15 protein-coding genes are annotated in these 23,029 nt (G+C 73.7%); 3 read left to right on the forward strand and 12 right to left on the reverse strand.

The features are described 5' to 3' along the window. Nucleotides 1–383: 383 nt before the first annotated feature. Nucleotides 384–2,972 carry a flippase-like domain-containing protein gene (locus tag EDF32_RS00755; protein WP_233565595.1) on the forward strand — a complete coding sequence of 863 codons (2,589 nt, stop codon included), beginning with the start codon at nucleotides 384–386 and terminating at the stop codon, nucleotides 2,970–2,972. A 234-nt stretch (nucleotides 2,973–3,206) separates the two neighbouring features. Here the strand turns inward: EDF32_RS00755 and EDF32_RS00760 are convergent, their stop codons facing one another. The 8 genes from EDF32_RS00760 to EDF32_RS00795 form a co-directional block, all read right to left on the reverse strand. Beyond that, entirely contained in the window at nucleotides 3,207–3,845 is a 639-nt protein-coding gene (locus tag EDF32_RS00760; protein WP_148061542.1) for an AAA family ATPase, read from the reverse strand. Further along, nucleotides 3,842–4,864 (reverse strand): NADP-dependent oxidoreductase, encoded by a 1,023-nt coding sequence (locus EDF32_RS00765; protein ID WP_123306639.1) that lies wholly within the window; start codon nucleotides 4,862–4,864, stop codon nucleotides 3,842–3,844. Before EDF32_RS00765 ends, EDF32_RS00760 begins: the two co-directional genes overlap by 4 nt. 97 nt (nucleotides 4,865–4,961) lie before the next feature. Further along, entirely contained in the window at nucleotides 4,962–5,243 is a 282-nt protein-coding gene (locus tag EDF32_RS00770; RefSeq protein WP_123306640.1) for an HU family DNA-binding protein, read from the reverse strand. A gap of 159 nt (nucleotides 5,244–5,402) precedes the next feature. Further along, nucleotides 5,403–5,969 carry a GNAT family N-acetyltransferase gene (locus EDF32_RS00775; RefSeq protein WP_123306641.1) on the reverse strand — a complete coding sequence of 189 codons (567 nt, stop codon included), beginning with the start codon at nucleotides 5,967–5,969 and terminating at the stop codon, nucleotides 5,403–5,405. After that, the gene (locus tag EDF32_RS00780; RefSeq protein WP_123306642.1) at nucleotides 5,966–7,417 is read right to left on the reverse strand and encodes a glycosyltransferase; all 1,452 of its coding nucleotides are present in this window, start codon (nucleotides 7,415–7,417) and stop codon (nucleotides 5,966–5,968) included. Before EDF32_RS00780 ends, EDF32_RS00775 begins: the two co-directional genes overlap by 4 nt. After that, nucleotides 7,414–8,802, reverse strand: a complete 1,389-nt coding sequence (gene wecB, locus EDF32_RS00785; RefSeq protein ID WP_158614034.1) for a non-hydrolyzing UDP-N-acetylglucosamine 2-epimerase — start codon at nucleotides 8,800–8,802, stop codon at nucleotides 7,414–7,416. Before wecB ends, EDF32_RS00780 begins: the two co-directional genes overlap by 4 nt. Before the next feature lie 249 nt (nucleotides 8,803–9,051). Next, complete coding sequence (locus EDF32_RS00790; RefSeq protein ID WP_123306644.1) at nucleotides 9,052–9,864, reverse strand: copper resistance CopC family protein; 813 nt, start codon at nucleotides 9,862–9,864, stop codon at nucleotides 9,052–9,054. Nucleotides 9,865–9,946: 82 nt separating this feature from the next. Beyond that, nucleotides 9,947–10,300, reverse strand: a complete 354-nt coding sequence (locus tag EDF32_RS00795; protein WP_233565596.1) for a TraR/DksA family transcriptional regulator — start codon at nucleotides 10,298–10,300, stop codon at nucleotides 9,947–9,949. Between the two features lie 95 nt (nucleotides 10,301–10,395). Here EDF32_RS00795 and EDF32_RS00800 point away from each other — a divergent pair, with 95 nt between their 5' ends. Then, nucleotides 10,396–11,286 (forward strand): NADP-dependent oxidoreductase, encoded by an 891-nt coding sequence (locus EDF32_RS00800; protein WP_123306645.1) that lies wholly within the window; start codon nucleotides 10,396–10,398, stop codon nucleotides 11,284–11,286. Between the two features lie 116 nt (nucleotides 11,287–11,402). Continuing rightward, the gene (locus tag EDF32_RS00805) at nucleotides 11,403–11,834 is read left to right on the forward strand and encodes an MmcQ/YjbR family DNA-binding protein (RefSeq protein ID WP_123306646.1); all 432 of its coding nucleotides are present in this window, start codon (nucleotides 11,403–11,405) and stop codon (nucleotides 11,832–11,834) included. On the opposite strand, the gene EDF32_RS00810 is transcribed toward EDF32_RS00805, so the two are convergent. From EDF32_RS00810 to EDF32_RS00825, 4 genes are all read right to left on the reverse strand, one after another. Next, a complete protein-coding gene (locus EDF32_RS00810; RefSeq protein ID WP_123306647.1) occupies nucleotides 11,756–13,129 on the reverse strand; it encodes an MFS transporter in 1,374 nt (457 codons plus the stop codon). The genes EDF32_RS00805 and EDF32_RS00810 overlap by 79 nt on opposite strands. Further along, the gene (locus EDF32_RS00815; RefSeq protein WP_123306648.1) at nucleotides 13,126–13,743 is read right to left on the reverse strand and encodes a transcriptional regulator; all 618 of its coding nucleotides are present in this window, start codon (nucleotides 13,741–13,743) and stop codon (nucleotides 13,126–13,128) included. Before EDF32_RS00815 ends, EDF32_RS00810 begins: the two co-directional genes overlap by 4 nt. A 153-nt stretch (nucleotides 13,744–13,896) precedes the next feature. Then, nucleotides 13,897–22,305 carry a DUF5979 domain-containing protein gene (locus tag EDF32_RS00820; RefSeq protein ID WP_123306649.1) on the reverse strand — a complete coding sequence of 2,803 codons (8,409 nt, stop codon included), beginning with the start codon at nucleotides 22,303–22,305 and terminating at the stop codon, nucleotides 13,897–13,899. Nucleotides 22,306–22,414: 109 nt separating this feature from the next. After that, nucleotides 22,415–22,834 carry a VOC family protein gene (locus EDF32_RS00825; protein ID WP_123306650.1) on the reverse strand — a complete coding sequence of 140 codons (420 nt, stop codon included), beginning with the start codon at nucleotides 22,832–22,834 and terminating at the stop codon, nucleotides 22,415–22,417. Nucleotides 22,835–23,029: the final 195 nt, after the last annotated feature.

The raw sequence follows: 23,029 nt of genomic DNA on the forward strand, positions 1-23,029 counted from the left end.
GGCGTCCACCACCTGTGCTCGTCGTCTGCTCGTCGTCTGCTCGTCCGACCGTCTGGTCGTCGTCGCCCCGCCCGTCGGCGCCTCGGCCCCGTGCGGCTCATCGTCGCAGGTCCGGGGCCTCGTCGCCCCTCGTCGTCCCGCTCCGCACCGGCCCGCACCGGCGTGCCGGACGTCCCGGTGACGCACCGGCGCGGCGGCGCACCTAGAATCTCCCCATGCCTTCGCGTGGGACGGATGCCGGCGTGCCCGGAGCCGCAGACCCGCACACCCCCGTCACAGCGGACGAAGCGCCCGAATCACCCACATCGGTCGCGATCTCGGAGCGGTCCCCGGACCCCGCGCCGGAGCCGGAGCCCCGCGAGCCCCGCGAGGCGCGCACCCGCGTGGTCGACAGCGACGAGCAGCGGGTACGCAACCCGTCGGACGCCCTGGCGCTCGCCGTCGCGGCCCTGGGCATCGTCGCCGTCCTCCTGCTCACCGTCTTCGCCCACGGCACGACCGCGGGCGTCACCCAGGACGTGCGCGGCTTCTCCGACCTGCTGGGCCGGCTGCTCGTCTTCCCCGTGGCCGTGCTGCAGCTCGTCGTCATCCTGCTGTGCCCCACCGCCGTGCTCATCGAGCTCGGCGTCCGCCGCCTCGGCCGGCAGGTCGTCGAGTCGATCGTCGCCGCGACGGTGAGCTTCGGCGTCGGCGCCGCGGTCCTGTGGGCGATCGAGTCCTGGGGAAGCCCCGGGCTGATCGCCGACCTGACGGTGGGCTCGGGCGCCGACGCGCACATCAGCATCCCGCTGTACGCCGTGGCGCTCTCCGCGCTGCTCACCGTCGCCGGGCCCCGCACCCGTCGTCGCAGCGTCGCCTGGTCGTGGAACCTGCTGGCGCTCACGCTGCTCGTGCTCGTCATCACCAGCCTGCTCTCCCTGCCCGGCGTGTTCGTCGCCCTGCTGCTCGGGCGCGTCGTCGGCTTCGGCGTGCGCTACGCCTCGGGGGTCCGCTCCGAGCGGGCCTACGGGTCCGCGCTCGCCGAGGCCGTCCGCCGGGCCGGCTTCACGCCGTCGGCCGTCGTCCGCGTCCGGGACCTGCGCTCGGACGCCGACCGCCACGAGGCGGAGACGGACATCGTCGTGCGCATCGACCAGCACGGCGAGGAGATGGACCGCCGCCACGTCGAGCCCGTCGCGCGCGACGGCGAGGAGCACCCGCTCACGCTGACGGAGGACGCCTCCCTCGACCCCGACCTGCTGCCCGAGGACCGCCGCGACGACCCGGGCGACACCACGTCGTCCGACCCCTCGGCCGTGGCACTGACCCGCTCCGGCGACACCCGCGTCTACGCGCTGTTCACGCGCTTCGGGGTGCGGCGCGACGTCGTCGTCCTCGACGGCGACCGCCAGGTCGTCGGTTTCCTCACCCGGCTGTGGCGCACGCTGCGGCTGCGCGGCATCGGCGGGCGTGCCGCGATCTCGCTGCGCGCCGTCGCCGAGCGCGACGCGCTGCTGTCCTACGCCGCGACCTCCGCCGGGGTCCGGACCCCCCGCCTGCTCGGCATCGGCGAGGCCGACGACTCGATGGTGCTCGTCCAGGAGCACGCGCGCGGCGCCGTCTCGCTGCGAGACCTGCCACCGGAGCAGCTCACCGACGAGGTGCTCGGCGAGGCCTGGCGGCAGATCCGCACGGCCCACTCCGCGGGCCTCGCGCACCGCGCCCTGACCTCCGACGTCATGCTCGTCAACCCGCACCCCGAGGGGCGACCCGAGGTCTGGCTGACCGCGTGGTCCCAGGGCGACATCGCGTCGTCCGACCTCGCGCGGCGCATGGACATCACCCAGATGGTGGCGCTGCTCGCGCTGCGCGTCGGCGCCGAGCGCGCGGTCGCGTCCGCCGTCGAGGTGCTGCCCGACGAGGACATGGCCGCGATCGGCCCCCTGCTGCAGCCGATCGCCCTGCCCCGCTCCACGCGCGACGAGATCCGCAAGAACAAGGACCTCCTCGCGGACCTGCGCGCGGCCCTCGTCGACCGGCTCCCCGAGGCCGTCGTGGAGCCGGAGCGGATCACCCGGTTCGGCGCCCGCACGGTCATCATGTTCACGCTCGGCATCGTCGCGGCGTTCGTGGTGCTCGGCTCGATCCGCCTCGACGAGATCACCGAGGCGCTCTCGCAGGCGAACCCCTGGTGGGCGCTCGCGGCGTTCGGCCTCGGGCTCTTCACGTGGATCGGCTCGGCGATGAGCTTCATCGCGTTCTCGCCCGTGAAGCTGCCGTGGTCGCGGGCCATCTACACCCAGGCGGCCGGGTCCTTCGTCGCCCTCGCGGCTCCCGCCGGCGTCGGCGCGGCCGCCCTGAACCTGCAGATGCTCACCCGCCGCAAGGTCAAGACGCCGCTCGCGGTCGCGACGGTCGCCGTCGTGCAGGTCTCGCAGTTCGTGGTGACGATCCTGCTCCTGCTCGTCCTGTCGGTGTTCACGGGCGAGGGCGGCCTCGTCCAGCTGCCCTCGGGCACCGTGCTCGTGGTGATCGGCGCCGTGCTCCTCGCGGTGGTCGCCGTGATGCTCGTGCCGAAGGTGCGCGACTGGGCGATGAAGCGGATCCGCCCGACGCTGCAGCAGGTGTGGCCGCGGCTCAGCGCGATCCTCGGCCAGCCGTGGCGCCTCGCGCTCGGCGTCGCCGGCAACGTCATCCTCACGCTCAGCTACGTGCTCGCGTTCGACGCCGCGCTGGTCGCGTTCGGCCAGCACCTCACGCTGATCGACGCCTCGCTGATCTACCTCGTCGGCAACGCCGCCGGTGCCGCGGTGCCGGTCCCGGGCGGCATCGGCGCGATCGAGTTCGCGCTCACCACGGGCCTGACCGCGGCCGGCATCCCGCTGGGCGTCGCGACCGCCGTCACGGCCGTCTTCCGCGTCGCGACGTACTGGGGCCGCATCCCGTTCGGCTGGGTCGCGATGCGCTACCTGCAGCGCAAGGGCGACCTGTAGCCGCCTGGCTCTCGTGCCTCCCGCCGCCTCGGCCCGCTCCTCCGTGAGTTCGACCCGCACGCGCGAGGTCGACCCCGCCGGCATCGAACTCGCGCCGCGGCATCGACCTCGGCACGGGCCGAGGCCCGGTGCGCAGCCGTCGCGCGCGTCCAACCTGTCAGACCCTCGCTCCGCTATGGCGGGGCCGGAGTCTGACAACCCGCGGCGCGTCGCACCTGTCAGACCCTCGCTCCGCTATGGCGGGGCCGGAGTCTGACAACCCGCGGAGAGGACGCGGTCCGGCGCCGTCGCCCACGGGCGCGCCGCCACGACCGGCACACCGCACTCCCGCGCCTCCGCCGCGACCCACGCGCCGTACGCCGCGGCCAGCCGCGCGCTGTCGGCGTGCCACGCCTCGACCCGCGCGCCGCCGCGCCGGACCGACATGGCCCCCGCCAGGGCCTCGTCGTCGGGCTCGTGGACGACGACGGCCCGCACCCTCGCCCCGGCCGGCGCCCCGCGCTCCACGAGCCCCGCGACGGCGGACGGCAGAAGCCAGGCGCCGTCGACCACGAGGTCCCGGTCGTCCTCCGCGAGCACGTCCCCGACGACCGCGCCGAGCCGGGCGCAGACCAGCCCCGACGCCGCGACGTGCCGCGCCAGCTGCTCGTCCGGACCGCGCCCCCGTGCACGCAGCATCCCGTCGACGTCGAGCACGTCCCGCTCGGGGCTCCCGGCCGGCGCGGCCGCGAGCATCGCCTGCCAGACGTCGTCGAGCTCGAGCCGCCGCGCGCCGGACCGGGCGGCGAGGGCCGCGGCGACCGTCGACTTGCCCGTGCCGGCGCCCCCGCCGAGCAGCAGCACGCGGCGAGGGGGCGCCGTCGTCGGCCTCACGCCGTGCGGACCACCATCTTGCCCGTGTTGTCGCCGTCGAAGAGCCCGAGGAACGCGTCCACGAAGGCGCCGACGTCGTCCCGCGCGTCGACGACCGTCTCGTCGTGCATCACGTCGCCCGCGGCGAGCCACGGGCCCATCGCCGCGGCGAACTCGGCCGCGTGGTCCAGGTACGCCGGCAGCGTGAAGCCCTTCAGCGTCAGGCTCTTGGTGACGACGTTCGACAGGTTGTCCGGTCCGGGAGCACGCTTGGTGTCGTTGTACTGCGCGATCGCCCCGCACAGCGCGGCGCGCCCGTCGGTGCTCAGCACGTCGAGCGCGGCCTCGAGGTGCTCGCCGCCGACGTTGTCGAAGTAGACGTCCACCCCGTCCGGGACGAGCGCCGGCAGCTGCTCGCGCACGGGGGCCGCCTTGTAGTCGAGCCCGGCGTCGAACCCGTAGCGGGACGTGAGGCGCTCCACCTTCTCGGGCGAGCCGGCGCTCCCGACGACGCGGCTCGCGCCGAGGAGCCGGGCGATCTGGCCCGCGGCGCTGCCCACGGCCCCGGCGGCGCCCGAGACGAACACCACGTCGCCCTCGCGCAGGCCCGCGATCACGCGGAGCCCGACCCACGCGGTCAGCCCCGTCATGCCGAGGATGCCCAGGTGGGCCGAGAGCGGGACGCCCGGCACCTCCTCGACCGTCCGGAACTGGTCCGCGGGCGCCTGCGCGACGTCGCGCCAGCCCAGCTGGTGCAGGACGACGTCGCCCACCGACAGGGCGTCGGCGCGGGACTCGACGACGTGCCCGACGGCGCCGCCCGTGAGCGGCTCGTCCAGGCCGAAGGGCGGGACGTAGGACTTGACGTCGTTCATCCGCCCGCGCATGTACGGGTCGACGGAGCAGAAGTCGTTGACGACGCGGACCTCGCCGTCGGCGAGGGGCGAGAGCTCGACGCTCTCGACGCGGAAGTTCTCGGCGGTCGGTCGCCCGTGGGGACGCGAGGCGAGCAGGACGCGGGTGCTTGTCGTGGTGGCCATCCTCCGACGGTGCCACACCTGCAGACACGACGGGACCCGGGGGCGACGAGCGCTCCCGGGTCCCGGTACGGCGGCGCGCGTCAGCGCACCGCGGACGTCACTTCTGGACGGCCTTCTTCAGCACGGAGCCCGCGCTGACCTTCACGCCGAAGCCCGCGGGGATGGCGATCTCCTCGCCGGTGCGGGGGTTGCGGCCGGTGCGAGCGGCACGCTCGACACGCTCGACGGACAGCAGGCCGGTGACCTTGACCGCCTCGCCCTTGCCGAGCGACTCGACCAGGACGTCCTGGAGAGCGTTGACGGCCTTCTCGGCGTCGGCCTTCGTCAGCTCCGCCTTCTCGGCGATGGCGGAGACCAGATCGGACTTGTTGAGCGCCATGGGGTTCCTCTCTCGATCACGCTGTCGTGGGCGGATGCCCTCGTGCGTCGGCACAACTGTGGCACGGTTCCCGGCGAGATTCGGCCTGAACACAGGGTTTCGGCGCGGTTCGGGCGTGATTTACGCCCTCAGAGGACAACTCGCCGGGCGCCGGGGGCCTCAGAGCGCGCGGGCCATCTCGATCTCGGGCCCGATGCTGCCGTCGACGGTCGTGCCCGTCGGGGCGAACCCGGCGCGGCGGTAGGCGCCCTGGGCACGCGGGTTGTCCGCGTGGACGTACAGGCGGGCCCGGTCCAGGCCGCGGGTCTCCGCCCAGGCCAGCGCCTCGGCGAGCAGGCGGTCGATCACGCCGGCACCGCGGTGCCCGGGTGCCACGTAGACGCCGACGACGTGCCCCGCCGCCCGCTCGATCGTGCGGCCCTCGAAGTCGCGGCCCCCCACGGTCTCCACGAGGACGACGACGGTGCCCACCCAGGTCCCGGTCGCCTCCCCGCCGTCCGCGCCGCCGGCCACAGCGACGAGCTGGCGCGACGCGGCGTCGGGCCCGGCATCGGCGGACGAGCCCGCGGCGCGGTCGCGCCAGAAGGCGTCGGGGTGCGCGAGCCCCTGCTCGTACGACTCCAGGAAGGCGAGCGGGGCGGCCTCGTCCTGGAGGGCCTCCAGGCGCAGCGCGCGCACCTGGCGCCACTCGTCGGCACGGACGGGTCGGACGGTGTAGTCGGTCACCGCGGCATCGTAGCGCCGGCGCCCTGCGCGCCCGCCGCGCCGTCGGCACCCGGGCCGCCCTCGTCGTCGGGCGTCTCGTCGGGCAGGTTCGCGTCGAGCGGCTCGCGGTCGGTCTTGGTCCACCCCCGCCGCCCCGTGAGCTCGCGCAGGAGAGAGACGGCGACGACCGGCCACAGCACCCAGGTGTAGAGCATGTAGGGGAAGAGGCCGAAGATGGAGCGCATGAAGCGGTGCCGCCCGGGCTCCGAGGTCATCAGCAGCGTCAGGAAGCTCGGCACGATCGTCAGCGTGCCGAAGAACACGAGCGAGGGCCACCACCCGGACACGAACGACACGTCGCCGAACAGCCAGAAGCACAGGGACAGCACCAGCCCGGCGCCCATGAGCATCTGCAGCAGCGGCATCACCAGGTAGACGAGGTGGTCGAGCTTCGCGCCGATCGACACGGGCGCGCGCAGCGCCGGGCGCAGCAGCCCGAACGCCTGCCAGTTGCCCTGCGCCCAGCGGACCCGCTGCTTGAACAGGCGGCGCAGCTGGGTCACGCCCTGCTGGTCGACGCTGGTCAGCACCGTCTGCCGGCCCCGCCACCCCGCGTGGATCAGGCGCACGCCGATGTCCTGGTCCTCCGTGAGCCGGTCCCGCCAGGGCCCTCGCTCGACGCCGAGGGGCAGCTTGTCCGTGGCGACGACGTCGTCGAGGGCGGCGAGCCGGATGTACTGCCCGTTGCCGCCCATGTTCGCCGTGCCCCAGGCGGAGCGGCCGAGCTGGTAGACGTAGGCCATCACGCCGAACTCCACGTCCTGGCCCCAGGTCAGGTAGTGGCGGCGGTTGTAGATGCGGACCAGCGCCTGCACGCCGCCGACCCGCTCGTCGGTGAACGCGCCCGCGAGGTTGTGCGGCGCGTCGGGCGGGATGCGCCCGTCCGCGTCGACGACGCCCACGACGACCTGCGTCGTCGGCCACCCGGCGTACCTCCCCGCCAGGACGCGGGAGTGCACGAAGTCCCACGCGTCGTCGAGGCCGGCGGACTTGCCGACGCGCGCGTTCGGCAGCTCGCGGCGCAGCACCTGCAGCTCGGGGACCTGCGCCTGCAGGCGGGCGAGGACCTCGGGCGTGCCGTCGTCGGACCCGTCGTCGATGACGACGATCACCTTGTGGGTGGCCTCGACGGCCACGAGGCGGCTCACGCTGTCGGCGATCGTCACCTCCTCGTTGAGGGCGGGGACCACGAAGACCCACAGGTACTCCCCCTCGTGGGCGACCTCGACCGCCTCGCGCTGGCGGCGGCGCTCCAGCCAGGCGCGCACCACGAGCCACACGATCATCACGACCGTGACGACCGTGAGCGCGAGCAGGAACCACATGAGCACCTGCACGGCGACCGGCATCCCCCGGTAGGGGTCCCACCAGGGGCCCGCCGTGGCGGACGCGCCCGCGGCGAGGGTCATCGCGCCTCCGCAGCCCCGTGCGGGGCGTCCGCGGTCTCCGCGGTGTTCGGCACGATCGGCATGCCCTCGATGTCGTGCACGGCGTGGTCGGTGCGCACGCCCTCGCGGACGTAGGTGGGGCCGTCGATGGCGTCGGTGCGGCGGAAGCCCGCCCACTCCAGGACGTCCGCGCGGATGAAGCCGGGTCCCTCGCTGCGCGGCACCGGGCTGTTGAACACGAGGTGCTCGATCGCGTCGACGATGCGCTCGGACGCATGCCCGTCGCCGTACGGGTTCGGCTGGCGGGAGAACGCGTCGCGGGCCTCCTGGTCGTCGAGGATGCGCGACGCGGAGGCGACGATCCGCTCCGGGTCGATGCCCACGAGCTCGAGGGTGCCGGCCTCGACGCCCTCGCCGCGCTCCGTCGTCGTCCGCGCGACCAGCACGGGCACGCCGAACGCGGGCGCCTCCTCCTGGATGCCGCCGGAGTCGGTGATCACGAGGTACGAGCGGGCCAGCAGGCGGGCGAACGGGCGGTACTCCATCGGCTCCGTGAGGGTCACCGTGGGCACCGCGGAGAGCTCGTCGCGCATCACCTGCGCGACGACGGGGTTCGGGTGGACCGGGACGACGAACCGCACGTCGGGGTACGCGTTCGCGAGGCGGTGCACGGCCGAGGCGACCCCGGCGATGCCCTCGGCCCAGTTCTCGCGGCGGTGGGCGGTGACGGTGACCACGCGGGTCGTCGTGTCGTCCTCGAGCCACGCGAGCTCGGGGCGGCCGTACGGCTCCTCGCGGGCCGCGGCGTTCTGCAGCGCGTCGATCCCGGTGTTGCCGGTGACGTACGTGCGGCCGATGTCCACGCCCTCGCGCACGAGGTTCTGCACGTTGGCGCGGGTCGGCGCCAGGTGGAAGGACGCGATCCGGCCGATGAGCTGGCGGTTGAGCTCCTCCGGGAACGGCGACAGCGTGGTCCCGGTGCGCAGGCCGGCCTCCACGTGCAGCACGGGGATGCGCAGGTGGAACGCGGTGAGGGCCGCCGCCGCCGCGCTGGAGGTGTCCCCGTGCACGATGCACATCGCCGGGTAGTGGTCGCGGACCTGGCCGCGGATCGCCTTCGGCGGCGGTCCGTAGCGGCCGTTGACGAACGCGTCGAGACCGGAGACCACGCTCGACGAGAGCTCGTTCAGGGTGAGGTTCGGCCGTGCGACGTGCAGGTTCGCGGCGATCTCGCAGCCGGTGGCCGCGAGCGCGTAGTCCACGAGCTCCTGGTGCTGACCGGTCGAGACGACGACGGGCCGCAGGCGGGGGTGCTCCTGCAGCTGCTGGATGAGCGGCGAGAGCTTGATCGCCTCGGGCCGCGTGCCGAGCACGACGAGGACCTCAGGGCTGACGGGAAGCGGCATGACATCTACCTTCGTTGAATACAGCGCCGGTGCAGTGCACCGACACCCGACGGGTCCGCCCCTGGCGTTGCGCGTGGGGCTGTGCGGGGCCGCAGACGTCCGACGCGCACGCACCGCGGAGCGAGGCTCGAGCGGCGGGGGTCCCGGACGACGGACGCGCAGACGGTTCGTCGTTGCCCCCAGCATAGATCTGCTGTCTGGGCACCGGCTGGGCGCCCGCTCGGAGCTTCCGGGGCGCAGGGCGCACGCCTACCGCGCGCTGTCCGGGCCGTCGGGGCGCTCGTCCGTGCCGTCGGCGCCGCCGCCGGACGTCGGGCTCGGCGCGCCGAGCGCACCGCCCCGCGAGCGCCGCACCAGCAGCACGACGACGGCGCCCACCACCGCGAGCCCGACCACGACCGCGAGCACCAGCGGGACGGGCGAGCCGGCCGCGTCGTCGTCGGCGGCGTCGGCCGCGTCCTGGGCGGTGCCCGACGACGGGTCTCGGGTCGCGACGAGCCCGTTGTCCCCGGCGGCGGACGGGTCGCCCGCGCCGTCGCCGTCGCTCGCGGCCTCGCCGGCGCCCGCCGAGGCCGACGGGTCGGCGCCGTCGTCCGCCGATCCGCCGCCCGACGCCCCGCCCGCGCCGTCGGAGGGCTCGGCCACCGCCCCGACGGACTCGGTCGGGGCGCTCGTCGCGAGGGCGATCGTGAAGGCGAACGTCCCGTCGACCGGGTGGCCGTCGGCGGACGCGATGCGCCAGTCGACCGTGTAGTCGCCGCCGGGCAGGTTCGGCCGCAGCGTCTGCACGACGTCGCGGCCGTCGACCGTGGCGTCGCCCGCCGTCACCTCGCCGTCGGGACCCTCGACGACGACCGTCGGCGAGACGTCGAGCATGTCCTCGTCGAAGGTGAGCGTGACGTCCGTCGGCGCCACGTCGAGCACGTCGCCCTCCCCCGGGTCCGTGGAGACCAGCTGCCCGTGGGCCTCGGCCGGCCCCGCGGCACCCAGCAGGAGCAGTCCCGCGAACGAGAGCGTGCTCAGGGCGGCGAGGGCGCGGCGGCGATGCGGCGACGTGCGCATGGGACTCCTTGTGCGGGGGCGGCGGTGCCCGGACCTGCGGTGAGCGGTTCTGCGATGACCGCGGCCAGCCTAGGCCGCCGGGTCAGGCGGCGCAGCCGACGCAGCGGCGCGCCGTCGGTCGCGCCGTGAGCCGCGCCGCGGGGATCTCGGCGCCGCAGGCCTCGCACACCCCGAACGCGCCGTCTGCCTGCCGCGCGAGCGCGGCGTCGATCTCGGCCACCCGCGCCGTCGCCGCGCGGGCCAGGGTCTCGGCCTGCGCGCGCTCGAAGGCGATCGTCGCGCCGTCGGGGTCGTGCTCGTCGTCCGCGTTCGAGCCCCGGGCCGCATCGACCATGTCGGTGACGTCGGCGCGCAGGCCCGCGGCGCGGGCGACGGCCTCGGCGCGGGCCGCGCGGAGGCGGTCGGGGACGTCGTCGGGCACGAAGGATGCGGGCACACGAGGTCAACACCGGGCGGGCCGCGCATCATCCGCGACCGCTCTCACCCGACGCCCGGGTGTCGGCGCAGGTCGGAGGGTGGAAAGGTAGCGGCATGAGCACCGTGATCACCTATGCCGCGTTCGGCGGGCCGGACGTCCTGCAGGTCGAGCAGGAGGACGTCCCCGAGCCCGGCCCCGGGCAGGTCGTCGTCGCCAACCGCGCCGTCGGCGTGAACCCGGCCGACTGGAAGGTGCTCGCGGGCGCGTTCGGGGAGCGGGAGCTGCCCGCGACCCTCGGGTTCGAGGCCGCCGGCGTCGTCACCGCCGTCGGCGAGGGCGTCGAGTCGCCCGAGGTGGGCGACGAGGTGATCTGGCACGGGGACGGCGCGCAGCGCGAGCACGCCGCGGTCGACGCGGCGCACACCGTGCCCAAGCCCGCCGCCCTCACGTGGGCGCAGGCCGCGGTCCTCCCGGTCGCGGCGGCGAGCGCGTTCTCGGCGCTGGTGCAGGTCGACGTCGGGCCGCAGGACACCGTGCTGGTGCACGGCGCGTCCGGCGGCGTCGGCTCCGCCGCGGTGCAGATCGCCCTCGCGCTGGGCGCGCAGGTGGTCGGCACGGCCTCGGAGGCGAATCACGACTACCTGCGCGGGCTCGGCGCGCAGCCGGTGGCGTACGGGGACGGGCTGGTCGAGGCGGTCCGCGGTCTCGGCGGGGTGACGGCCGTCGTCGACGCCGCGGGGACGGCCGAGTCCGTCGCCGCGACGGTCGCGCTGCTCGACGACGTCTCCCGCGCCGTCGCCGTCGCGCACAGCGACGCGGCGCAGGAGGCGGGCATCGCGGTCAAGCGGGACCAGAAGGGCGCCCTGGCAGAGGTCGTGGCGCTCGCGGAGTCCGGCCGCCTGGCCGCCGAGATCGCCGAGCGCTTCCCGCTCACGGAGGCGGCCGCGGCGCTCGCCCTCGTCCAGGAGGGCCACACCCGCGGCAAGGTCGTGCTGACGGTCTGACGCGGCCGGTCCCCCACCGCCGAGCGCGTCATCCGTCGGCCGAGAACGGTCTGCGGACCCACGGATGACGCGCTCGGCGGTGGTACGGGCCCGGCAGGACCGAGAGAGGGGACGCGGTGGTGCACCCGCAGATGTTCGACGACGACGACCCGCTGCTCGCGCGCGTGCGGGAGCTGTGCCTGGCGTTCCCCGAGGCGTACGAGAAGATCGCCCACGGGCGCCCCTGCTTCCACTCCCGTGCGATGTTCGCGGTCTACGGCGGCTCCGTGAAGAACGCCGTCCCGGGCGGGCCGATGGAGCGCCACCCGCGCGCGCTGCTCGTCAAGGTTCCGGCGGAGGACCGTGAGGCGCTCGCGCAGGACCCGCGGTTCTTCCACCCCGCCTACCTCGGTCCGCACGGCTGGGCCGGCCTTGACCTCGACGGCCCGCCGACCGACCCGCAGGAGCTCGCCGAGCTCGTGGACGCGAGCTACCGCGAGGTCTGCGGACCGCGGCTCGTGCGGCTGCTGGACGAGCAGGGTTCCCCCGCGGCGGGCGGCGGCGCCTGAGCGGGCCCCGAGACCCGGAGCCCGACCATCGCGAGCGACCCCAGCACGAGGACCGCCGCGGCCGCGGCGAGCCCCACGGCGACGGACGTCGACCCCGCCAGCGCGCCGATGCCGAGGCTCGCCCCGACGCCCCCGAGCTGGAGGGCCATGGAGTTCACGGACAGGATGGTGGCGCGCTCGCGTGACGCCACCGCCTCGTGCGTCAGCTCGTCGAGCAGCGGACCGCCCATGCCCAGGAACAGGTAGAAGGCCACGAAGGCAGCGGCCGCGACGCCGAGCACGGGCACCCCCACCGCCGCGAGCGCCCCGGCGGACAGGACTGCCGTCAGGAGGATGCCCCGCGACGACCCGCGCGCGAGGCGGGCGACCCCCGGCGCCAGCGCTGCGCCGGCGGCGGAGCCGAAGAAGCCGAGCGTCACCAGGACGGCGTAGGGCGCGGCGGCCGCGGACTCCCCGCCGAGCATGGCGGCGAACGAGTTCGGCGCCAGCAGCTCGACCGACGCCAGGGCGACGCCGAACGCCACCGTGAAGGCGACGATCCGCCGCAGCACGGGGCGGCGCACGGCGATCGCGGCGCCGTGCGCGACGGTCCGCGGGACGTCCGCGACGACGTCGCGCAGGCTCGGGCGCCGCTCGCGCGGCGGGTCCGTCACCCACAGGAGCAGCACGACGAGGTGCACCACGCCGAAGACCGCGGCCAGGAGGAACGGGGTCGAGAGGGCGATGAGCGCGGCACCGTGGGTGGGCAGGGGCGAGACCGCGACGATCCCGCCACCCGCGAGCGCGCCGACACCCAGGCCCAGAGCCTCGGCGGCCGAAGCCCGGGAGAGCCCCGGCTTGAGGTCCGCGTGCGGGTCGACGGCGTGCACCGCGTCGACGTACCAGGCCTGCAGCGGACCCGAGTCCAGCGCTCGGGCGGCGCCGAAGACCGCGTAGGCGACGCCGAGCGCGAGCGCCGTCGTCCCCGAGGCCAGCAGCAGGAGGGCGACCAGCGTCATGGCCGAGGACGCGGCCAGCACGGGCCGCCGCCCGACCACGTCCGCGAGCCCTCCGGTCGGCAGCTCCAGAGCGACCGTGACGATGCTGTAGAGCGCCCCGAGCAGGCCGACGGTCGCGAGGTCGAGGCCGCGCTCGCGCATGAGGAGCACCATGACCGGCACGACGACGCCGGTCGGGAACCAGCGCAGCGCCGTCAGGACGACGAAGCGGCGCCGGGCGCGCAGGAGCGTCCCGTCGCGCGGCCCCACGGGCGGCCCGTCGTACGGACCGGTGTGCTGACGTCTACCGCCGCTCATGGCGTCTCGCCGAATGCCGGGCCGCCCGCGCCCCCCGGATAGGCGTAGGCGAAGAACCGGACAAGTCGCGCCGTGTCCGGACGCGCACCGGCGTCCTCGGCGCGGTCCCGGAACCGGGCGAAGAAGTCGTAGAGCGTCTGCTCGAGCTCGTTCAGCTCGACGGGGGTGAGCCAGGCGACGATGTCGGTCGACCCGGCCGCGCGACGCCACTCCTGCGGCTCGGCCGCGTCCCCCGCGCGGTAGCGGCGCCAGGACTCGAACCGGAACTCGTCGACGGCGTCGCCGAGCGCCCGCCCCGCGGCGCGGCCCGACGGGCTGGACTCGTCCCAGCGGATCCCCTCCTCGCGCACCCGCCAGGGGCGCTCGCGCCCCTGGCCACCGCCGGCGGGCCGCACGTGCCCGTACCGCGCGAGCTGGCGCAGGTGGTACGAGCAGCTCGCGGGCGACTCGCCCAGGCGCTCGGCGCACTGCGTGGCGGTGAGCGGCCCCTCCTGGAGCAGGTCGATCAGGGCGAACCGCAGCGGGTGGGCGAGGGCGCGCAGCTCCCGCGGGTCCGTGACGTCGCGGACCGGCCAGGGCGGAGCGGCTGCGGGAGCGGTGCGGTGATCGGCCATGTATTGAAAGTACTCTTTCGAAAGGCCTCTTTCAATAGCTGTCCGGGCCGGGCCCGGACGTACCTGCCCTCGCCCTCGACGCACCGAACGCGCCATCCGTCGGTCCCCGAGGCTCTCGGGGCCGACAGATGACGCGTTCGGCGGTGGGCGGGATCAGAACAGGTCGTCGATCCCTCCCTCGTACCTGTTGCCGCGGCGGCGGATGGCGAGGAGCAGCATGCCCACGCCGGTCAGCAGCGCCGCGATCAGCCCGGCGTACAGGATGTTCGAGCCCGTCAGCGGGAGGATCCCGCCGCCACCCCCGCCACCGCCGCCGCCGCCCGAGAACGTGTTCGTCACGGTGAGGGACACGCTCGCCGCGTCACCGGTCGGGATCTCGAACGCGTCGGACGTCGGCGTCCCGTCGGCGGGATCGAGCTCCTTGCTCGGCCCGTCGCCCACCTGGATCGCGACCTGCTCGGCGTCGCCGTCGTCGGTCTCCGCGACCGTGCAGCTCGCGCCCTGGGGCACGGACGCGTAGGTCGCGGTCCAGTCGGAGCCGTCGGACAGCGTCCGGGTCGCGCCGCCCGGGACGACGACGGCAGTCTCCTTGCCGTCGACGTCCCACGTGCACGCCAGAGTGACGGTGAACGTGTCGCCGTCGTGCGCCGAGGCGCCGCTGCCGTCGAGCTCCTTGGTGACCACGACCTGACCGGTGTCGAACGTGTTGGTCACGACGATCTCGGCCGGGTCCGGGCCGACGGTCGCCTCGCCCGGGTCGCCGCCCTCGACGGACGAGATCACGGTGCTGCTCGCCCCGCCCGTCTTCGGCTCCGTCACCGTGCACTCGGCGCCGATCGGCAGGCCGTCGTAGGTGGCGACGTCGTCCGCCTCCACCTCCTGGTCCGCCCCGCCCGGGATGTCGATGTCCTGGCCCTGGAAGGTGCAGTCGAGGTGCACGGTGAACGTGCCGGTGCCGAAGTCGCCCGCCCCGTCACCGTCGACCTGCTTGGTGACCTCGATCGAGCCGACGTCGAACGTGTTCGTCACCGTGACCACGGCCGGGTCGGCGTCCGTGCCCGGCACCACGACCTGGCCCGGGTCACCGCCGTCCACGGTCGTCGAGACGGACGACGACGTCGCACCGGCGTCGTCGGTCTCCGTCACCACGCACTCGGCCCCGACGGGCAGGCCGTCGTAGGTCGCGGGCGAGCCCGGCGTCACCGTGCGGGTCGCCCCGCCCGGGACCGTGATGTCGTCATCCTCGAACGTGCAGGCGAGCGACACCTCGAACGGCGCGGTCACGAAGTCCGCGGCGTCACCGTCCACGACCTTGTCGACCTCGACCGAACCGGTGTCGAAGGTGTTGGTCACCGTCGTCGTGACCGGGTCCTCGAGCGTGGCGTCACCGTCGATCGTCACCGGGTTCGGGTCGATCGTCGAGGACGTCGCGCCGCCGTCGTCCGTCTCCGTGACGGAGCACGAGTCGCCGTCCTGGAGCCCGAAGTAGACCGCGGGGAAGCCCGGGCCGAACCGCCGGTCTGCGCCGCCGGGGATCGTCTCCACCGGGTCGCCCTGGTTGTCCGTGCACTCGAGGGTCACCGCGTACGGCAGGTTCCGGTAGGCGTCGGCCACCGCAGCGAGGTAGTCGGGCAGGTCCTCGACCGTCGTGGGCGGCGGCGGCAGGTCCGGCATGTCCGGGGCGAAGTCGGCGCCGTCGCCGTCGACCGTCTTCTGCACGACCAGCGGTGCGGTGTCGAACGTGTTCGTCATGTCGACGACCACGGTCGTCGGCGTCTGGTCGTCCGCCGCCGGCGGCACGGTGATGTCCACCGACGTGCCGTCCACCGCGTCCCCGCCGTCCACCGAGATGGTGGTCGACGAGGCGCCGAAGTCGTCCGTCTCGGTCAGGGTGCACTCCGAGCCGACCGGCAGGCCGTCATAGGTGACCGTGCCGCCACCGTCGATCTCGCGGGTCGCCCCGCCCGGGATCACGAGGTCCACGTCCTGGTAGGTGCAGGCGAGCTCGACCTCGAACGGTCCGGGGCCGTAGAGCGCGCCGAGCCCGGCGAGGTCCTTGTTCACCTCGATCGACCCGGTGTCGAAGGTGTTGGTGATGACGACGTCGGCGACGTCGCCGCTGCCCACGGTCACGGTGCTCGGCACGACGACCGCGCCGGTCGCGCCGGCGTCGTCGGTCTCCGTCACCGTGCACTCGGCACCCGTGGGGAGGTTGGAGATCTGCGCGTCGAGCGGGCCCGCGCCGCCGAGGACGACGTCGCTCTCGTACACCGTCCGGGGATCGCCCGGCCCGTCGCCGTCGTCGTCGTAGGTGCAGACGACGTGCATCGTGAACGGTCCGCCGCCGTAGGCGCCGGCACCGGCGCCGTCGACGACCTTCTGCAGAGCGATGGCGCCGACGTCGTAGGTGTTGGTCAGCGTGACCGAGTTGGTCGGCTGACCGACGACGTCGCCGGCGAGCGTCAAGGGGGCGGCCACGCCCGGCGTCACCACGGGCTTGAGCGGCCCGTGCTTGACCGTGACGGTCGTCGAGCTGGCGTTGCCGGTGCCCGTCTCCGTGACGACGCACTCGGCCCCCACCGGCAGCCCGTCGAACTCGACGGACTCGCCGTCGTTCAGCTCGAACGTCATCGGGTCGTCCGGACCGTAGCCCTCGGCGTAGACCTCCTCGCCGAGGAACGTGCAGTCCACGGTGCCGTCGAAGGGCCCGAACGTCACGGGTTCGCCGTCCTGGTCGACGGCGTCGGTGACGACCTCCTTGTCGATGACGATGCTCGACAGGTCGTAGCGGTTGTCCACCACGAGCCGCGTCGGGTTGTCCGGGTCCTCGCTGTCGATCGTCACCGTCGGCGCGATCATCTGCGTCTGGCCGGCGCTGCCGTCCTCCGTCACTGTGCACTCGGCGCCGTACGGGAGGTCGGGCACGATGGTCGGGGTGCCGGGCGTGACGGTGATCGGAATCGGGTCGAGGTCCGTCTCGACCCACGTCCCCACTGCCGACGTGCACTGGACGGTCAGGTCGAACGAGTCGGGTGCATTGTCGGCGCCGTCGCCGGTGACGAGCTTGCTCACCTCGAGCGGGCCCGACGCCGTCGCGACGCCGACCTTGGTGCCCTCGGCGCGCAACGAGTTGATCTCGGCCCCCGACTGGGTCACGACGACACCCGACGCCGCGGCCGAGTTGAAGGCGATCGACCGGTCGCCCGCCTCAGGCGTCTCGGGCGGGGTGGTCGTCGTGCCCTCGAGCGCGAGCGAGCTGGCCGGCCGGAAGAGGTTCCCGTCCGCCATCTCGACGACGGCCTTGATCGCGGAGATCTGCTCGTAGGTCGATTCCGGAGTGTCGGGGGTGAGCTCCGCCCATCCGGTCTCCGGGTCGTCCGGGCACGAGGGGTCGTTCACCGGGTCGATGAGGTCGTCCGAGCAGTAGTCGTCGACGGTCGAGTAGTAGAACGTCGTCGTGCTGCCGGCCGGCGCGTTGACCACCTGCGGCGGCGGGTCGTTGGTGAGGATCGGGGTCCACTGCGAGTCGCGCGCCGAAGGGTTCGTCGGATCAGCGGCGGTATCTCCGGGCCTCGGCAGCCGGTCGTAGATCACGACCTTGTCCAGGGGCAGGTTGCCGACGTTGTCCACCTCGATGCGCCAGGTCTCGTTGTGGCCAGGGATGATGACCGGCGTGCACGGGTAGGCGTAGTACCCGTCGTCCCCGCTCGCGCCGCCCGCGTTGGGCGCGCTGCACGTCTCGTCAGGGTTCGGGTTCTCCTCGTCGGGGTCCTTGATGACGTCGATCTCGTCGTCGTCCGTCGCCTTGACGAACTTCTCCTCCTGGAGGACGCCGGACGGGATCGGAGTCACGTCCGAGTCCGCCTCGCACGCGCCGGTGTCCTCGTCGAGCCGTCCGTCGATGATGCTCCCGTCCTCGCCGGACTGGGCCTGACAGACGTCCCATGGCCGGTCGCCCGTAACCCCGGCCGTGTTGTTGACCACCGTGTTCGCGGCCAGAGTCGTGCGGAACTCCACCTGCACCGTGATGGTGTAGACCTGCCCGACCTCGAGCACCGTGCCCTCGGGGAACGTCCACGTCAGGCCGGCGATGTTGCCGTCCCGGTCCACTGTCACGTCGTCCGGGTCCGTGGGCATCTGCGGCCCGTTGGGCTGCCCGGGCGGTGCCGTGCCTGGCTCGGTGAGCGCGTAGCTGTACGGCTCGTCGACGTCGGCCAGCTGCAGCTGCGGCCCGTCCGCGTCGCTCGGCATCGGGTCGTCGACGATCACCGGGTCGTAGATCGGCCGGTTTCCGACGTTGGTCACCGTGATGTTCATCGGGAACGGGGCGCCCGGGGGCTTCGTACCCTCGGAGATGTCGGTGGCGAAGTCCTTGACGATCCGCACGCCGTTCTCGGCGTGCTGGTAGTTGATCGTCCCGGAGGCGTCGGCGTCGCCGGACACCGGGATCGGGGTCGACGGGTCGTCCGGGTTGAAGACCAGGTCCGCGCCCGTGACCGTGGAGGTCACGTCGTTGGTCGCGACGCCCGGCGCGTCCTCGCCCGGCGCCGCATCGTTCGTGCTGAGGTCGCTCGGCACCGGCGTGCCGGGGTCGGAGCGCAGCGTGTCGCGGACCTGGACCTCGAGGTTGACCTCCTGCGTCGGGTTGGCCGGGTTCTCCCAGATCGCGCCGTCAGCGCGGGTGAACGTGAACCGCAGGCCGACGACGTCGGCGGCGGCCACGCCAGCAGGCAGCGCGAAGGTCCCGGCGGGGTCACCGTCGGTCCAGGTACCCCCGGTGAAGGTGTCGCTCGCCTCGTCGTACGTGCCACCCGTGTACGCGTCGACCTGCACCTGGTCGATCGGCGCCGTCAGCGTCGACGCGTCGAAGCCCGTCAGGTCGTACTGGTTCCAGAAGCTGCCGTCGATGTCCTGGAGCGTCATCTCAACGGCGCGCGACGGGCCCGTCGGCTGCCCGGTGATGGTCAGCGTCGATGACGGGTTGTCCTCAGCGTCAGACCCCGGCTCGACGATCGTCGCCGGGTCGAACGACTTGGTCTCCTCCATCGAGATCTCGGCGTCGCGCAGCTCCATGTCCGCCGTGTCCCACGCCTGCGGCGTCTGGTCCGACGTACCGCCCGGGTCGGAGACCTCGGCGCCGGCGCTGTTCGGCACCGGGTTGGGCTCGTGGTCCACCGTGACCCGCTCGCCGGTGTACCGGTCGAGCTCGCGCAGCTTGAGGTTCATCTGCAGGACACCCTGGTTGTTGCCGGACTCGGTGGACGCGATGCGCCCGTCGAACGAGACCTCCACGCCGACGACGTCCGCGAGGTCGTCCGCCGTGAGCGCTTCGGCCCCCGCCTCGTCGTAGTCGGTCGTGGTGCCGTCGTCGGTGGTCAGCGTGACCGTGGTCGTCTCGGCCCCGTCCGGGGGCGCGACGTCGATGATGTCCGTCAGCGTGAACGCGTCGAACGGGCTGGTGCCCTCCTCGGTCTCGGGCTCGACGGTGCCCTCCTCGTTGGCGGAGGAGGGCTCGGCGATACGCAGCTCGTCGACCCGCGCCACGGAGTTGTTCGAGCCGGTGATGGTCGCGATCGTCGAGGGGAAGTCCTCGTACGGCGTGCCCTCGGGCGGCACCGACAGCGGGCCGCCGGTCCACTCCTTGTCGATCCCGACGTTGATGGGCTCGTCGAGGATGAGCACCTGGTCGTCGTCGGTGTCCGTGCGGTCGGTGCCCTGGAAGGTCGCCGTACCGCGCGCGGTGTCGGTCACGAGCCCGGGGTCGTCGGGGTTGTTGTAGATCTCGCCCTGCTGCTCGCCCAGGGCGGGGCCGCCGCTGCGGCGGTCGTCGCGGAGCTGGAACGTCAGGTCGAGGTGGCGCCCGTCCGCCTGGGTCGAGCGGGCCACGCCCGAGCCGGCGGCGGGGACGTTCGGGTCGGTGGGGAACTCCGCGCGCGTGGGCGACTCGGTGTACGTGAGGCGCACCGAGGTCGCGTTCTCCTGCTCGTCCGCCGTCAGGGTGTAGCCCGGGAACGACGTGTTGCACGGCGCGGCCACGCTGCACGGGTCGGCGGAGGCGTCCACCCAGGCGCCGTCGATGAACAGCTCGACGCCGGTGATGGCGTCGTAGACCATGAGCGGGTCCACCGACGGGTCGATCGCCTCGACGCGCGTCAGGTTGAACGCGTCGTAGAACGAGCCGGCGATCGCCGGGTCGTCCGCTGCGACCGGGTCCGCCTCGTCGCTGATCACCATCGGGTCCACGCCCTCGAACCCGTTGGTCGACCAGGTGATCTGCGCCGTGATCGGGTCCTGCGTGCGCGCACGCAGGGTGTAGGGCGTGCCGCTCTGACCGTCGGGCGCGAGGAAGTCCTTCTCGATGAAGTCGAGGTCGCCCGGGCCCACCGGCACCGGGAACGGGTCGACGGTGTCGCAGCCCTCGGCCGGGTCGGTCGGCGCGACGGTGTCGCTCGACGCGCTCGACGCGCCGCAGTTCGCGATCGGGTCGTCGCGGTCCTCAGGTCCGGTGTACGACGCGACGAAGTTCGGGTCCACGCTCGTGCCGGGCGGGATCCCCTCGCCGGTCGTGTCGTCGTAGACGAACTGCACGCCCTGGGCGTCGTCCGGCAGGTCGCAGTTCACGGTCGCGGCGCCCTGGACGGGACTGCCGCAGCCGGGAGCCTCGACCCACTCCGTGCCGTTCCAGTAGTTGATCGTCAGCTCGGTGCCCGCGGGCACATCCGTGGACCGTACGGACGAGGCGGTGAAGTTGCCCCAGAACTCGCCCGGGTCGCCCGTGTCGGTCGGGTCCTGGACGACGATCTGGTCGGCGTTGGTCGTCGACCCGTCCTCGCCGAACGGGAGCAGCTGTGTCGGGAGCGAGACGACGACGGTCTGGCCCGGCAGCGCCGGGATGGTGGACGGGGAGATCGACTTGGTGGTGTCGGTCGCGAGGCGGTCCGTGAGCGTCTCGAGCGTGGCGTCCGCGGTGCCCGAGGCGTTGGGGATGTCGGCCGTGATCTCGTTGGGGTGCTCGACGTTGTCCTCCTCCTGGTCCGGGTCGGTGTCCACCTGGAACGGCAGTGAGGCCTCGGCCCCGGTGACGATGTCGCCGGTGAAGTCGACGGTGAACCCGACGACGTCGCAGCCGCCCGGCGGGTCGGGCAGCGTGTCCTCCGCCTCCGCGTCGACCGTGGGCGTCGAGCCGTCGGCGCAGGTGAAGGTGACGCTCGCGGCGGTGGCGTCGTTCGGCCACTGCACCGCGCCGGGGTCGTCTACCGTGCCCCACCCGGTGAAAGTGAGCGGGTCGTCGCCCTCGAACGGGCTGTCGGTGCCGGGCGACGGCTCCGTGATGGACAGCTCCGTGGTCGGGTCACCGTCGTTGGTCGCGCCGATCGTGACCGTGCTGGGGTCGCCCGCACTCACCACGGCGGGGTCGAACGACTTGGTCGGTGTGACCGCGTTGTTCGGCGGAGTGATGACGTAGGTGTCGCTGGCGTCGGTCGGGTCGGACTCGTCGTCGCCGTGGACGACGTTCGACGACGTCGTGTCGGTCACCGTGGTGGCATCGGTGAGGTCCGTGACGGCGTCGGTCTGCTCGGTGTCGAACGGGATGGACGCGGCGGCGCCGATCGCGATGTCGCCGTCGAACTCGACCGTGAAGCCCTGGACGTCGCAGTCGCCGGGCGGGTCGGGCAGCGTGTCAGGGTCCGTCGAGGTCTCGGTGGGCGTCGACCCGTCGGCGCAGGTGAAGGTCACGTCCGCCGAGGTGGCGCCCTCGGGCCAGGTGACGTCTCCCCAGCCGGTGAAGCCGAGGTACGTGAAGGGGTTCGGGTCGGTGCCCGCCGTCGGCTCGGTGATGACGAGGGAGTCCACCGGGTCGTTCGACGTGTTGGTCCCGCCGATGGTCACGGTCGCCGGCGTGCCCGGGTTCGCGATCGCGCCGTCGGGGTCGATGGACTTGGTCGTCTCGGAGTCGAGGACCAGCGGGACCTCGGGGACGATGTCGTCGGACGCCGAGTTCTCGGGGGCGTTGTCCGACTCCACCGTGGCGGTGTTGGTGATCGGCTCGCCGCTCGCGCCGTACGGGATGTCGTCGGAGATCACGCCCGTGATGAGGATCTGCGACTGCTGCCCGTTGTTCACGCTGTCGGCGGTGTAGGTCACCGTGTCCGTGTCCGTGTCCGCGTCGATCTGCGGGTTGACGGTCCCCGTGCCGGCGCTCTGGATGGACGCGCTGACGAGATCGACGTACTCCGGCATCGGGTCCGTCATGGTGGTCGGCTCGCACGGGTCCTCGTTCGGGTCGGAGCATCCGACGGTGACGACCCACGTGACCGTCTCGCCCGGCTGGTAGGGCCCCTCGCTGGTCTCCACCTTCGAGATGTTCCACGCCGCCGCTTCGGCGGGCAGCGCCGACACGACCACCACCGGCAGCGCGAGCGCGACCGCGGTGACTGCGGCCAGGCCGCGTCGCCGCGTCGCCGTGCGCCGCCGCGCCCGCGGGGACGCGTGCCGCGCCGCGCGGCCGCGGCCGCCGCCCTGCCCGTGCGAACCCTCGTGCCTGCTGAGCCTGTCGCTCATCCCTGCCCCGCCCCTCGTCCCCGACATTCACGTTGCCCTCAGGCAGTCGTGGTACCGAGGTTTCCAGAGGTCGGCGCATCCGTCCTGTCGAGCAGGTAACGATCTGTTCTCAGCCCACGACGAAGAGGCAGAACGGGTGGCCCGACGGGTCGGCGTAGATGCGGATCGGCTCTTCCGGGTCGTCGGCCTCGTCCCGCAGCAGGACCGCGCCGAGGTCCAGGGCGCGCGCGTGATGGGCATCGAGCGCCGCGACGTCAGGCACCGAGAGGTCCAGATGGAGCTGCTGCGGCACCGGGCCCTCCGGCCACGTCGCGGGCGCGAGGTCCGGGACCTGCTGGAAGGCGACCCGCGTGCCGGCGTCGGTCAGGAGCACCAGCCAGTCCTCGCCCTGCGGGTCCGGATCTCCCGGCGGTGGGGGCTCGCCGCCCTCCACGTACGTCCAGCCGAGCAGCTCGCGGTAGAACTCCGCGAGCGCGCGGGCGTGGGTCGTGTCGAGCACGACGGAACGGAATCTCGGGTACGCGGTCATGGCCCTCACCTCGCGCCCAGCGTGGCACCGCCGTGCCGCCACGGCACGCCCTGTCGCCGAGAAGTGGGGGTGGGGCCCCCGCGGGGGCGGGGGCGGGGGGGGCGGGGGGCGGGCGGGGGGGGGGGGGGGGGCCGCCGCGCCGGGGCCGGGGGCCCCCCCGCCGGGGGGCCCCGGGGGGCCGCCCCCCGGGGGGCC

It is taken from the genome of Cellulomonas sp. PhB143 (assembly GCF_003752595.1).
GTDB lineage: Bacteria > Actinomycetota > Actinomycetes > Actinomycetales > Cellulomonadaceae > Paraoerskovia.

What these genes read in the sequence shown, in the direction of transcription:
- EDF32_RS00765 (WP_123306639.1), bottom strand. Translation starts at nt 4,864, where the DNA reads ATGGCCACCACGACAAGCACCCGCGTCCTGCTCGCCTCGCGTCCCCAC.
- EDF32_RS00770 (WP_123306640.1), bottom strand. Translation starts at nt 5,243, where the DNA reads ATGGCGCTCAACAAGTCCGATCTGGTCTCCGCCATCGCCGAGAAGGCG.
- EDF32_RS00780 (WP_123306642.1), bottom strand. Translation starts at nt 7,417, where the DNA reads ATGACCCTCGCCGCGGGCGCGTCCGCCACGGCGGGCCCCTGGTGGGAC.
- wecB (WP_158614034.1), bottom strand. Translation starts at nt 8,802, where the DNA reads ATGCCGCTTCCCGTCAGCCCTGAGGTCCTCGTCGTGCTCGGCACGCGG.
- EDF32_RS00790 (WP_123306644.1), bottom strand. Translation starts at nt 9,864, where the DNA reads ATGCGCACGTCGCCGCATCGCCGCCGCGCCCTCGCCGCCCTGAGCACG.
- EDF32_RS00800 (WP_123306645.1), top strand. Translation starts at nt 10,396, where the DNA reads ATGAGCACCGTGATCACCTATGCCGCGTTCGGCGGGCCGGACGTCCTG.
- EDF32_RS00810 (WP_123306647.1), bottom strand. Translation starts at nt 13,129, where the DNA reads ATGAGCGGCGGTAGACGTCAGCACACCGGTCCGTACGACGGGCCGCCC.
- EDF32_RS00815 (WP_123306648.1), bottom strand. Translation starts at nt 13,743, where the DNA reads ATGGCCGATCACCGCACCGCTCCCGCAGCCGCTCCGCCCTGGCCGGTC.
- EDF32_RS00820 (WP_123306649.1), bottom strand. Translation starts at nt 22,305, where the DNA reads ATGAGCGACAGGCTCAGCAGGCACGAGGGTTCGCACGGGCAGGGCGGC.
- EDF32_RS00825 (WP_123306650.1), bottom strand. Translation starts at nt 22,834, where the DNA reads ATGACCGCGTACCCGAGATTCCGTTCCGTCGTGCTCGACACGACCCAC.